The sequence below is a fragment of the Stenotrophomonas sp. GW821-FHT01H02A genome, from assembly GCF_059422145.1.
In genome coordinates this window covers 144,036-157,153 of the sequence record NZ_JBWKWI010000005.1, presented here as the reverse complement: position 1 = coordinate 157,153, position 13,118 = coordinate 144,036, and the positions used below count along the sequence as shown (strand labels likewise).

9 protein-coding genes and 1 tRNA gene are annotated in these 13,118 nt (G+C 67.3%); 4 read left to right on the top strand and 6 right to left on the bottom strand.

What is annotated here, in order from left to right; all coding sequences use genetic code 11:
• Positions 1-113: 113 nt before the first annotated feature.
• Positions 114-200: transfer RNA gene (locus AC07WC_RS09600), tRNA-Leu, on the top strand.
• A 150-nt stretch (positions 201-350) separates the two neighbouring features.
• Here the strand turns inward: AC07WC_RS09600 and AC07WC_RS09595 are convergent.
• From AC07WC_RS09595 to AC07WC_RS09580, 4 genes are read right to left on the bottom strand one after another with little or no spacing between them, the layout of a single operon-like run.
• Complete coding sequence (locus AC07WC_RS09595) at positions 351-1,922, bottom strand: DHA2 family efflux MFS transporter permease subunit (protein ID WP_293980395.1); 1,572 nt, start codon at positions 1,920-1,922, stop codon at positions 351-353.
• A gap of 7 nt (positions 1,923-1,929) precedes the next feature.
• Entirely contained in the window at positions 1,930-3,111 is a 1,182-nt protein-coding gene (gene emrA, locus AC07WC_RS09590) for a multidrug efflux MFS transporter periplasmic adaptor subunit EmrA (RefSeq protein ID WP_495209796.1), read from the bottom strand.
• A gap of 11 nt (positions 3,112-3,122) precedes the next feature.
• Positions 3,123-4,607 carry an efflux transporter outer membrane subunit gene (locus tag AC07WC_RS09585; protein ID WP_495209795.1) on the bottom strand — a complete coding sequence of 495 codons (1,485 nt, stop codon included), beginning with the start codon at positions 4,605-4,607 and terminating at the stop codon, positions 3,123-3,125.
• Positions 4,608-4,612: 5 nt separating this feature from the next.
• On the bottom strand, positions 4,613-5,056 hold the full coding sequence (locus AC07WC_RS09580) for a MarR family winged helix-turn-helix transcriptional regulator (protein WP_495209794.1): 444 nt from the start codon (positions 5,054-5,056) through the stop codon (positions 4,613-4,615).
• Positions 5,057-5,199: 143 nt separating this feature from the next.
• Here AC07WC_RS09580 and AC07WC_RS09575 point away from each other — a divergent pair, with 143 nt between their 5' ends.
• Both AC07WC_RS09575 and parC read left to right on the top strand, forming a co-directional pair.
• On the top strand, positions 5,200-6,078 hold the full coding sequence (locus AC07WC_RS09575) for an AraC family transcriptional regulator (RefSeq protein ID WP_495209793.1): 879 nt from the start codon (positions 5,200-5,202) through the stop codon (positions 6,076-6,078).
• Between the two features lie 58 nt (positions 6,079-6,136).
• On the top strand, positions 6,137-8,380 hold the full coding sequence (gene parC / locus AC07WC_RS09570) for a DNA topoisomerase IV subunit A (RefSeq protein WP_495209792.1): 2,244 nt from the start codon (positions 6,137-6,139) through the stop codon (positions 8,378-8,380).
• Between the two features lie 207 nt (positions 8,381-8,587).
• Here parC and bfr read toward each other — a convergent pair whose 3' ends face one another.
• Positions 8,588-9,076 (bottom strand): bacterioferritin, encoded by a 489-nt coding sequence (gene bfr, locus AC07WC_RS09565; RefSeq protein ID WP_019184377.1) that lies wholly within the window; start codon positions 9,074-9,076, stop codon positions 8,588-8,590.
• Positions 9,077-9,230: 154 nt separating this feature from the next.
• Between bfr and AC07WC_RS09560 the strand changes: the two genes are divergently transcribed.
• Positions 9,231-11,579, top strand: coding sequence for a penicillin acylase family protein (locus tag AC07WC_RS09560; RefSeq protein ID WP_495209791.1), 2,349 nt, complete (start codon positions 9,231-9,233; stop codon positions 11,577-11,579).
• Positions 11,580-11,654: 75 nt separating this feature from the next.
• Here the strand turns inward: AC07WC_RS09560 and AC07WC_RS09555 are convergent, their stop codons facing one another.
• On the bottom strand, positions 11,655-13,034 hold the full coding sequence (locus AC07WC_RS09555) for a cation:proton antiporter (protein ID WP_495209790.1): 1,380 nt from the start codon (positions 13,032-13,034) through the stop codon (positions 11,655-11,657).
• Positions 13,035-13,118 lie beyond the last annotated feature (84 nt).

The window sequence follows — 13,118 nt, the reverse complement described above, 5'->3', positions numbered from 1 at the left end:
ATGTCCGTGGCATCAATCGTACGGTGACGCGACGACCGGCAACTGACGAAAAAATTCCCACGCGATCCTGTTGACACAATCAGCGTTCTCCCGCAGAATTCTCCTCCTGAGTCGCCCAGGTGGCGGAATTGGTAGACGCACTAGCTTCAGGTGCTAGCGGGGGCAACTTCGTGGAGGTTCGAGTCCTCTCCTGGGCACCATGACTCGGAAAATGATCAAACCCGCGCAAGCGGGTTTTTTCGTTTCTGGCCGCCGCGCCCGGCACCGCACGGAACACATTCCACGCTGGCCAGGAACCACAAAAAAACCCCGCCTTTCAGCGGGGTTTTTCGTTTCACCGTATCAGGTCCTCAATGCCCACCGGCCGAGGCAGCACCCGCGCCTGCACCGAATGGCGGCTTGGCCAGCCACAGGAAGGCGATGATCGCCAGGAAGATCCAGCCCAACAGGAAGAAGATGTCGTTGAAGCCCATCTGCGACGCCTGGTGGTTGATCATGTTGTTGAGCGCGGCCGCACCATGCTGCAGGTCGCCCTGCCCCATCGCGGTCACCTGGTCCTGCATGCCCGGGGTATAGCCGGAGATGTGCTCGGTCAGATGCGCGTGGTGTTCCTGGGTCCGGCGTGCCCACAACCACGTGGTCAGCGAGGCGGCAAAGCTGCCGCCCAGCGTGCGCAGGAAGGTGGCCAGGCCGGAGCCTGCGGCGATCTCGCGACCGTCCAGATCCGACAGCAGGATCTGCAGCACCGGCATGAAGAACAGCGCCACGCCGATGCCCATGATCAGCTGGATGCCGGCCACGTGGCCGAAGTCCACCTGCAGGTTGAAACCCGAGCGCAGGAAGCTGGTGAAGGACAGGAAGATGAAGGCGATCGTGGCCAACATGCGCATGTCGAACCGCGAGGCGTACTTGCCCACGAACGGCGTCATGATCACCGGCAGCACGCCGATCGGCGCGGTCGCCAGACCGGCCCAGATCGCGGTGTAGCCCATGTCACGCTGCAACCACTGCGGAATCAACAAGGCCACGCTGAAGAACGCCGCGTAGGCCACCACCATCGCCAGCGTACCGGCGCGGAAGTTGCGGTGCCGGAACAGGCGCAGGTCGACGATGGGATCCTTGTCGGTCAGTTCCCAGATCAGGAACACCGCCAACGCCACCACCGACACACAGGCCAGCACGATGATCTTGGTCGAACTGAACCAGTCTTCGTCGTTGCCCAGGTCGAGCACCAGCTGCAGCGCGCCCACGCCGATCACCAGGGTGATCAGGCCGACGTAATCCATCTTCGGCTTTTCAACGTGTTCCGGGCGACCCTTGAGCTGGTTGCCCACCACCAGCGCGGCGAAAATGCCGAGCGGCACGTTGATCAGGAAGATCCATTCCCAACTGTAGTTGTCGGTGATCCAGCCCCCGAGGATCGGGCCGGCGATCGGCGCGACCACGGTGATCATTGCCAGCAACGCGAGCGCCTGCCCGCGTTTCTCACGCGGATACAGCGAGACCAGCAGGCTCTGGGTGATCGGGTACATCGGGCCGGCGACGAAGCCCTGGATCGCACGCGACACCACCAGCATGCCCATGCTCTGGGCCAGCCCGCACAGCAGCGAGGCCAGGGTGAAGGCCAGCGTGGCCCATACGAACAGCTTGGTCTCGCCGAAGCGGCGGCTGAGGTAACCGGTCAGCGGCAGCGCGATCGCGGTGCTGACCGCGAACGAGGTGATGACCCAGGTGGCCTGCTGCGAACTGGCGCCGAGGTTACCGGCGATGGTCGGCAACGAGACGTTGGCGATGGTGGTGTCCAGGACCTGCATGAACGAGGCCATCGCCAGCCCTGCGGTACACAGGGCGACGTTGGCCGGCCGGAAGGCCGTGCCTGGCGCCGCGGGGGCGCCCGGCGCGGCGGGAGCTTGTGCGGACATGGTGGCCTCAGCTCGCCTTGGCCTGCTGCGGCAGGTTGCTCTGGATGATCTGGTGGATCACGTCGTCGGCGCTGTGCAGCTGCTTGGCGTAGACGTCGGTATCGAACACCTGGCCCTTGGCGGTTTCGGTCGGCAGCACGGTGCCCTTCTGGTCACGCAGGCTCACTTCGGCCTTGATCGACAGACCGATGCGCAGCGGATGCTCGGCCAGCTGCTTGGCGTCGATGGCGATCCGCACCGGCACGCGCTGCACGATCTTGATCCAGTTGCCGCTGGCGTTCTGCGCCGGCAGCAGCGAGAACGCCGAACCGGTGCCCAGGCCGAGGCTGTCGATGCGGCCCTTGTACTTGACGTCGCCGCCGTACAGGTCCGAGCGCAGTTCCACTTCCTGGCCCAGGCGCATGTGGCGCAGCTGGGTTTCCTTGAAGTTCGCTTCCACCCACATCTGCTCGGTCGGCACCACGGCCATCAGCGCATTGCCCGGCTGCACGCGCTGGCCGACCTGCACCGAACGACGTGCCACGTAACCGGTGACCGGTGCGACGATGCCGGCGCGGGCATTGTTGAGGTACGCCTGGCGCAGCTGCGCGGCAGCGGCCTGCACGTCCGGCTGGGTGGCGATCACGGTGTCATCGACCAGCGCATTGCTGCGCTCGAAGGTTTCGCGCGAGCCAGCCACGGCTGCTTCGGCAGCGGCCAGTTCGGTGCGGGCATGCGCCAGTTCTTCGTTGGAGATCGCGCCGGTGCTGGCCAGATCCTTACGGCGGTTGAAGTCTTCGCGCACGCGCTTGAGCGTGACCTGGCGCGCGTTCAATTCGGCTTGGGCACCTTCCACGCTGCGGTACAGACCGCGCACCTGGCGGACCGTCTTGGCGAGGTTGGCTTCGGCCTGCTGCAGGGCGACTTCGGTATCGGCCGGATCCAGCTGGACCAGCAGCTGGCCGCGCTCGACGCGCATGCCGTCATCGGCATTGATCCCGACCACGGTGCCGCTGATCAGCGGGGTGATCTGGACCTGGTTGCCCTGCACGTAGGCATCGTCGGTTTCTTCGAACCAGCGGCCGAACATGAAGTACCACAGGGCCAGCGCGGCCAGCAGCAGCACCACGATGACCAGCAGGCCGCGCAGCAGCTTGCCGCGACGGGAGGGAGCTGCCTTCTCGGCAGCGGGAGCGGAGGTCTGACTCATGGGGATGACTCTCAGGAATGCGAGGATTCGGGGGTGGCGGCGACCGTGGCGGCATCGCTGGTCGGGGTGAAGCCACCGCCCAACGCCTGGCTCAGGCGAACCGAAACAAGGATCTGGCGCGACTGCAGATCGGCCAGCCGCTGCTGGGAGACCAGCAACTGCTCTTCGACACTGAGCACGTCCAGGTAGCTGCCGATGCCGGCGCGGTAGCGCTGCTCGGCCAGATCATGGGCGGCGCGCGCGGTGCTGACGGCTTGGGCCTGGGCACTGGCCTGGTCGGCCAGCGAACGCACCGCGTTGACCTGGTCGGCGACGTCACGCAGCGCGTTGACCACCGACTGGTTGTAATCGGCCACGGCCAGGTCGTACTGCGCGTCGGTCTTGCCCAGGTTGGCGCGCAGGCGGCCGCCGTCAAAGATCGGCAGGCTCAGCGCCGGGCCGAGGAAGGCGAACGTCGAGCCGCTCTTGAGCAGCTGGTCCACTTCACTGGAGACCACGCCGCCGAGCGCGGTCAGGTTGAGGCTGGGGTAGAACTCGGCCTTGGCCGCATGGATCTGGCGGTTGGCCGCTTCCACGCGCCAGCGCGCAGCGACAATGTCCGGGCGGCGGCCGAGCAGTTCACTGGGCAGCACGCCGGGCAGCTGCAGCGCCAGCGGGTTCAGCACCTGCGGGCGCTCGATCTGCAGGCCGCGGTCCGGGCCCTGCCCGACCAGCGCGGCGAGCGCGGTGCGCGCTTCGTCGATCTGCTGCTGCGCGGCCTGCTGCTGCTGCTGCGCGGCCGGAATGCGCGCTTCGGCCTGGCGGGTCTGCAGGTCGCTGTCGATACCGGCGGCCCGACGCTGGCGGGTCAGCGCCAGGGTCTTCTGCGAACGCGCCAGTTCTTCGCTGGCCACGTCATGCAGCTTCCACGCGTAGCCCAGCTGCGCGTAGGCCTCGGCGATGGCGGCGGAGAGGTTCAGGCGCGCGGCCTGGGCGTCCACTTCGGCAGCATGGCCGCTGTCCACGGCCGCTTCCCAGGCCGCGCGCTTGCCGCCCCACAGGTCGATGCCGTAGCTGAAGCTCAAGTAGGCCTGGCCACTGCCGGCATAGCTGCCACCCAGTTCGTCGCCGACCATCGATTCGGGCAGGCGCACGCCGGTGTAGCCACCGGAAGCGGACAGGCTGGGCAGGCGCGCGGCACGCGCGGTGCCGATCTGGGCACGGGCCTGGCGCAGCCGCGCATCGGCCGCGTCCAGGCCGGGATTGCGCTGCAGGCCTTCGGCGATCAGGGCGTCGAGCTGGGGGTCGCCCAGCGCGCGCCACCAGTCGGTGGCCGGCCAGCCGGGCTGGCTCAGGCCGTTGGCGGCCAGGGTGCGCTGGGTCTGCAGGCTGTCGGCGTCGAGCAGGCGGCCCTGCGGCTCCAGGCCACGGCTGCTGGCACACGCGGCCAGCGCAAGCGCCAACGCGGAGACCAGCACCGGCCGCAGCGGGCGCAGTGAATAAGAGCGTTCAAACATGGAAGTCATGGCGTTACCAGTGAGTCGCGTACACGGGTCATGAGGGAAAGCAGCTGCGCGCGTTCGTCCGGAGACAGATCACGCATGGCATCGTCGATGGTCTGGTCGCCCCGCTGTTTGAGGCGGGCCCACAACTGGCGGCCCGGCTCGGTCAGCACGATCTGCAGTGCCCGCCGATCCTGGGCATGCGGTTCGCGCCGGACGCAGTCCAGTGCTTCCAGCTTGTCCAGCAGGCGGGTCACCGCGCTCGGCACCTGGTCCAGGGCCTGGGCCAACTCGTTGGCGGTACACGGGGCACGCGCCGCGAGCACCTTCAGGCCGAGGTAGTGGGTGAAGCCAATGCCGAGGTTTTCCTCGGCCATCGACGTGTCTAGCTGACGGACCAGGCCATCGCGCACTTGGCGCAGCAGGAGTCCGAAGCTGGGAGGATTGGCATCAGGGCAGATCATGGGTGAGCATTCTCTTCCAAAAAATATATTTCTCAATAGAAATATTTAATTTGGAACCAAATGCTGTGTTGCAGCAATCAGAACAATGGGCAGGCGGCTACCTTAATGGCGCCCCGGACTGGCCGGGTATTACAATCTGGACAATGGATAACACTTTCAGGCCAGAGCTGGAGGCGGCCGCCACCCAGATGATCCGCAACCAGGTGCTGGACTGGTTCGAGCGCGATGACGGGTTGGGCGTGCTCGGCTTCCGCATCGAAAGCGCCCGCGGGCTGGACCGGGAGATCGACTGGCACCAGCACCGGCGTGCGCAGCTGATCTGCGTGGAAGCCGGGCTGCTCACCGTCCGCACCCGCCATGGCACCTGGTCGCTGCCGCCCGGCTGCGCCGGCTGGATGCCGCCGGGCGAGCCCCACACCGTCGACATCTGCGGGCCACTGCGCGGCTGGGGCGTGATCATCAGCGCGGCAATGGCCCATGACCTGCCCGATGCGCCCTGCGTGGTGGCCATTTCCGATCTGCTGCAGGCGCTGTCGCTGCGCGTCACCGAATGGGTGCCTGCAGCCGAGCCCAGCCTGCGCCAGCAGCACATGATCGAGGTGCTGCTGGACGAGATCCGCAACGCCCCGCGCCAGCGCATGCACCTGCCGATGCCGCAGGACCGCCGCCTGCTGCGCATCGCCTCGCAGCTGATCGCCAACCCGGCCGACGGCCGCAGCCTGGACCAGTGGGCGCAGTGGGCCGGGCTGTCGCCGCGTACACTGACCCGGCACTTCCGCGATGAAACCACGCTCAGCTTCGCGCAGTGGCGTCAACAGGCCCGGCTGGCCGAGGGGCTGCGCCGCCTGTCCGATGGCCAGAGCGTGTCGGATATCGCGCACGAACTGGGGTTCAGCAGCCCCAGCGCCTTCGTCACGGTGTTCCGCCGCCACTTCGGCAGCCCGCCCGGGCGCTACCTGGCGCGCAGCGGACACCCCCTGAACCCATCACGCGGCTTGGCATCCCCGGCCGCATCCGGATAATCGTCCGCCTGCGAGGGCGACAGCCGTCGCCGTCCCTTGCCACAGGTAACAATCCCGCATGACCGATCTTGCCCGCCCCGCGTTCCACGGCTTTGAACAGCTGCCCCTGCGCGAGTACGCCGAACGGGCGTACCTGGACTATTCGATGTACGTGGTGCTCGACCGCGCACTGCCGTTCATCGGCGACGGCCTCAAGCCGGTGCAGCGTCGCATCATCTATGCGATGAGCGAGCTGGGCCTGAATGCCGCCTCCAAGCCGAAGAAGTCCGCGCGTACCGTCGGTGACGTGATCGGTAAATACCATCCGCACGGCGACAGCGCGTGCTATGAAGCACTGGTGCTGATGGCCCAGCCGTTCTCGTACCGCTACCCGCTGATCGAAGGCCAGGGCAACTTCGGTTCGACCGACGATCCCAAGTCGTTCGCGGCGATGCGCTACACAGAGTCCAAGCTGACCCCGATCGCCGAAGTGCTGCTGGGCGAGATCAACCAGGGCACCACCGACTGGACCCCGAACTTCGACGGCACCCTGGAAGAGCCGACCTGGATGCCGGCGCGCCTGCCGCACCTGCTGCTCAACGGCACCACCGGCATCGCGGTGGGCATGGCCACCGACGTGCCGCCACACAACCTCAACGAGATCGTCAGCGCGCTGCTGCACCTGCTCGACGATCCGGACGCGACGGTCGCCGATCTGTGCGAGCACGTGAAGGGCCCGGACTACCCGAGCTTCGCGGAGATCATCACCCCGATCGCCGATCTGCGCACCATGTACGAGACCGGCTACGGCAGTGTGCGGGCGCGGTCCACCTTCCTGAAGGAGAACGGCAACATCGTGGTCAACGCGCTGCCGTTCCAGGTGTCGCCATCGAAGGTGATCGAGCAGATCGCCGCGCAGATGCGCGCCAAGAAGCTGCCGTGGCTGGAGGACATCCGCGATGAGTCCGACCACGCCAATCCAGTGCGCGTGGTGCTGGTGCCGCGCTCCAACCGCGTGGACGCCGAGCAGCTGATGGGCCATCTGTTCGCCACTACGGATCTGGAGCGCAGCTACCGGGTCAACCTCAATGTGATCGGCCTGGATGGCCGCCCGCAGGTCAAGAACCTCAAGACCCTGCTCAGCGAGTGGCTGCAGTTCCGCGGCACCACCGTCACCCGACGCCTCAACCACCGCCTGCAGAAGGTCGAGCGCCGCCTGCACATGTTGGAAGGCCTGCTGGTCGCCTTCCTCAACCTGGATGAAGTGATCCACATCATCCGCACCGAGGATGAGCCCAAGCCGGCACTGATCGCGCGCTTCGGGCTGAGCGAGGAGCAGACCGAGTACATCCTGGAAACCAAGCTGAAGCAGCTGGCGCGCCTGGAAGAGATGAAGATCCGTGGCGAGCAGGAGGAGCTGGCCAAGGAACGCGACAAGATCCTGGCCATCCTGGACAGCAAGGCCAAACTGAAGAAACTGATCCGCGATGAGCTGGTGGCCGACGCGAAGAAGTTCGGCGATGACCGTCGCTCGCCGCTGGTGCAGCGTGGCGCGGCGCAGGCCATCGACGAAACCGAGCTGGTGCCGAGCGAGCCGATGACGGTAGTGCTGTCGGAGAAGGGCTGGATCCGCGCGGCCAAGGGCCATGACATGGACCCGTCCACCCTGTCCTACCGCGATGGCGATGCGCTGCTGGGTTCGGTGCGTGCCCGCAGCACGCAGCAGGTGGCGTTCCTGGACAGCGAGGGCCGCGCTTACTCGACCCTGATCCACACCCTGCCCTCGGCGCGCGGCAATGGCGAACCGCTGACCGGTCGCTTCTCGCCGGCCCCGGGCAGCGCTTTCATGACCCTGGCCAGTGGCGAGAACAACACGCGCTTCGTGCTGGCCTCCACCCATGGCTATGGCTTCGTGACCCGCTTCGAGAACCTCACCGGCCGCAACAAGGCCGGCAAGGCGATGCTCAACCTGACCTCCGGCTCCAAGGTGCTGACTCCGGCCGTGGTCGCCAATCCGGACACGGACCGCATCGTAGCGGTCACCAGCTCGGGCAACCTGCTGGCGATCGCCGCCAGCGATCTGCCGGAACTGGACAAGGGCAAGGGCAACAAGATCATCGACATCCCCAAGGCCAAGCTCGCCACCGAACGTGTGGTCGCGGTGGTCTCGGTGGCGCCGGGCAACACGCTGCTGGTGCGCAGCGGCCAGCGCACGATGAACCTGTCGTTCAAGGATCTGGACACCTACCTGGGCACCCGCGCAACGCGTGGCCATCTGCTGCCGCGTGGCTGGCAGAAGGTCGAAGGGCTGGCGGTGGAGTAACGCCGCCAGCGTCGACGTAAATCGGAACGGCCGGGGAACCCCGGCCGTTTTTTTCGCCCACAGAAAAGGCCGGGTTTCCCCGGCCTTTCTGCTTGGTGCAACGTCGGCTGGCTGGCGGATGCTGGCTGGCGGATGCTGGCTGGCGGACGAGGGCTCGATGCGGCGTGCTGGCGAAGGCTGGCTGGCGCGCGGAACCCGATGCCGTACTCAGTGCGCAGCGGTGCCCTTCGCATCCATCTTGCTGGTCTGGTACAGCGCCAGCCCGATCCGCTTGATCAGGCCCAGCTGCTGCTCCAGCCACCAGGCGTGGTCTTCTTCGGTGTCCTTCAACTGCACCAGCAGCATGTCGCGGCTGACGTAGTCCTGATGCTGTTCGCACAACTTCATGCCGGCGGCCAGGTTGTCGCGGACGCTGTATTCGGTATCCAGGTCCTTCTGCAGCATCTCTTCCACGGTCACGCCGGGCTCGAACACATGCGGGCGCATGTCCGGATCGCCGCCCAGGAAGAGGATCCGCCGCAGCAGCGCATCGGCGTGCTGGGTCTCTTCTTCCATCTCGTGGTTGAGGCGCTCATAGAGCGCGAACAGGCCCTGGTCTTCGTAGCGGCGCGAGTGGATGAAGTACTGGTCGCGCGCGGCCAACTCGCCACGCAGCAGTTCCTTCAAGCAGGCGATGACGTCCGGGTTGCCTTTCATGGGGGGGGCTCCTGATGAATCAATGCACGCATGGTGCCCTATCTGAAAGCCCGATGATCTAATCGGAATCAGTTGCAGTTGCGCTTCGGTGGCCGTGCACGGGGCGTTCACAGCTCCCCTACAATCGACCCCTACCTACAAGGGGGTACGCAGGATGCGGCACTGGCTGAAGCGGTTGCTCTGGGGAGTGCTGATCCTGGCGCTGGCGGTGGTGTTCACGGCATGGTGGCTGCTGCGCGGCAGTCTCCCCACCCTGGAAGGCGAGCAGGCCATGGCCGGCCTGCAGGCGCCGGTGAGCATCACCCGTGATGCCTTGGGCGTGGTCTCCATCGACGCCGCAAGCCAGGCCGATGCGATGCGGGCGCTGGGTCTGGTGCATGCGCAGGAGCGCTATTTCGAGATGGACCTGATGCGCCGAGCCGCCGCTGGCGAGCTGGCCGAGCTGTTCGGCCCGGCGGCGATCGAGATGGACAAGCGCATGCGCGTGCACCGACTGCGGGCGCGCACCAAGGCCCACCTGGAGGTTGCCATGGGCAGCAGTGCCGGCGCCCTGCAGGTCTATGTGGAGGGCATCAACCAGGGCGTCGCTGAGCTTCGGGTACGTCCTTGGCCGTATCTGCTGCTGCGGCAGGCGCCGGCACCGTGGCGCGCCGAAGACAGCGTGCTGACCGGGCTGGCGATGTATGCCGACCTGCAGGACCCCACCAATCAGAACGAACTGGCGATGGCGCGGATCCGTGCGGTGTTGCCACCGGCGCTGTATGCCCTGCTCAGCCACGATGGCAGCGAATGGGACGCCCCCCTGTTTGGTGAAGCGCGCGGCAACGCCCGGTTACCGGAGGCCGCCGACCTCGATCTCCGGCGGGCCGGTCCGGCGCAGATCACCGGCGCCGTCACGGCCGGTCATCTGGACCCCGGCGTGCTGGGCAGCAACAACTTCGCCGTGGCCGGTGCACTGACCGCCGACGGTCGCGCCATCATCGCCGACGATATGCACCTGGGACTGCGCGCCCCCAATCTCTGGTTCCGGGTACGGCTGCGCTATCCCGATGCACAGGCTCCCGACGGCCGCGTCGATGTCAGTGGTTTCTCGCTGCCGGGCCTGCCGGCCATCGTGGTTGGCAGCAACGGACACGTGGCCTGGGGCTTCACCAACAGTTACATCGACACCGCCGATTTCCGCAGCGTACCCGCCAATGCGCCGGGCATCACCACGCATGAGGAGCGTATCCGCGTCGCCGGCCAGGCACCGGTGACGTTGCGCGTGCGCGAGACCGCCTGGGGTCCGCTGCTGCACACACGGCAGGATGGCAGTGGCGAGGCACTGCGCTGGACGGCGCAACTGCCCGGCGCGGTGCGTCTGGACTTCGCCGAGATGGCGCGCGCGGCGACGATTGACGAGGCATTCCAGGTGGCCGACCGCAGCGGAATTCCCGCGCAGAACCTGGTGATCGCCGACCGCAGTGGTCGCATCGCCTGGCGGTTGATCGGCACACGCCCTGACCGCGCTGCGGACTGCCCGCCGAACGGCAACACCGTCACCGCGCCTGCAAGCTGTGCGCCGTGGCCAATCCGCAGCGATGGCGCGCCCGCATTGATCGATCCCCCCACGCATCGGCTGTGGACCGCCAACGGCCGCGTGCTCGATGGGGACGCCCTGGCCATTGCCGGGAACGGTGGCTACGACCTGGGTGCACGCGGGCGGCAGATCCGCGATGGCCTGCTGGCGAAAGAGCGCTTCACCGAGGCGGACCTGCTGGCGATCCAGCTTGATGATCGTGCCGTGCTGCTGACGCGCTGGTGGCAACTGCTGCGCGAGGTCGTCACCGCCAGCGACGACCCCGCCCTGCAGCGGCTTGAGGTGGCGACCCGGCGATGGGACGGCCATGCGGCCGTGGATTCGGTCAGCTACCGGATTACCCGCGGTTTCCGCGGCATGCTGATCGACCGCGTCGGTGAAGGCCTGCTCGCCCCGGCGAAAGCACAGCTTGGGGAGGATTATCTGGAGCCACGGCTGGGGCAGTTCGAGGGCGTGTTGTGGCCGCTGGTGAGCGAACGGCCCGCGCATCTGCTACCGCCTCCCTATTCCAGCTGGGACGCGCTGCTGGTCGATACCGCCAAGGCGCTGGAAGCGGATCTGAGCAGTCAAGGGCCGCTGGACGCGCGTACGTGGGGCGAACGCAATACCGCCGCGATCTGTCACCCGGTCAGTCGCGCCCTGCCCGCCATTGCCCGGTCGTGGCTGTGCATGCCGGCCGACCGCCTGCCCGGCGACCGCGACATGCCCCGGGTGCAGGGCCCAGCGTTTGGCGCCTCGCAGCGCATGGTGGTCTCCCCCGGCCATGAAGCCGAGGAATGGATCCACATGCCCGGTGGACAGAGCGGGCACCCGCTGTCCCCATTCTGGGGCGCGGGGCACGAGGACTGGGTCAACGGCACGCCGACACCGTTCCTGCCCGGCACGACGGTGCATACCCTCAGGCTGGTGCCGACGCGGGAGTGACAGGGCGGTGGGGGGTGACGGAGCAGCCGACCAACGGTCGGCTCTACCGGGATGTGGCACCGCATGCCGCCAGCTTCACCGCCGGCAACGCTCGATCAGGCTCAACAACGGCCCGGTCATGGCCGTGGTCACCAGCGCCATGATCACCAGCACGGCGAACAGGCGGTCGCCAAGGAAGCCCAGTTCGTAGCCCAGGTTGAGCACGATCAGCTCCATCAGGCCACGGGTGTTCATCAGCGCACCCAGTCTCCACGCGTCATGGTTGTCCATGCCGGCACTGCGCGCTGCGCTCCAGGTGCCGATCAGCTTGCCCAGCGTGGCGACCACGATCACGATCAGGCACAGCACCAGGTCGCTGGCCAGCAGGGCGTCGGCGCGCATGCGCAGGCCGGTCATGGCGAAGAACAGCGGCAACAGCAGCGTGACCGCGAACGGCTCGACGCGCTCGGCGACGGTGTGCCGCAGCGTCGCGTTGCCGGACACGGCGACGCCGGCCGCGAAGGCGCCGAACAGCGCATGGATGCCCAGCATCTCGGTGACCAGCGCGCAGCCCAGCGCCATCAGCAACATGATCAGCAGCCAGCGTCCTTCCTGGCCCGGTGCGATCACCAGGCGCGAGAACCACGGGCGCACCATCCCCAGCATCAGTGCGACGAAGACGACCACGCAGGCCAGGTTGATCGTGGCCGGGACCCAGCCCTGCGACTGTGCGGCGGCCACGATCAGGGCCAGCAGGCACCACGCGGTGGCATCGCCGAGGGCGGCGCAGGCGATCGCGGTCTGGCCCAGCGGTGTGCCGGTCATGCCGCGGTCGGCAAGGATGCGCAGCAGCACCGGGAACGCAGTGATGCTCAATGAAATACCGACGAACAGCGCGAAGCCGGTGAAGCCCACACCGGGCGGTGCGTGCGCGCCATGCAGCCAGATCGCCAGCAGCACGCCGAGCACGAAGGGCACGGCGATGCCGGCGTGGCTCACGACGAAGGCGAATCGCCGCCGCCCGCGCAGCCCGCCAAGATCCAGTTCCGCCCCCGCCACCAGCAGGAACATCAGCACGCCAAGCTGGCTGAGCAGGCCGAGCGAGCCGAGCGAGGCGGCCGGGAACAGCGCGCCATGCACCTGGGGCAGCAGGGCCCCAAGCACCAGCGGCCCCATCATCAGACCGGCCGCCATTTCCCCGATCACCCCGGGTTGACCCAGCCGGCGGAACAGCCACCCCGCACCTTTGGCGACCAGCAGCAGCACCAGCAACTGCAGCAGGAACAGACCGAGCGGCGCATGCAGATGCGCGGCCCAGTCGGCCCCCAGCGAGGCGTCGGCACCGGCCACCTGTGCCGACACGGCCGGACCGGCAAACCGTGCCAGGCCCAGGCCGATCAACAGAGGCAGCGCCACCCAGCCCAGATAACGCCAGGCCAGCCCGCTGCGGCGCATGCCGGTGGTGTCAGAGTCCATGATCGATCCCCATCGATTGAAGGGGCGATTCTACGGGCTGCACGCGCTGCCACACCACCGCGATCGACGCGGCGGTGTGGCACC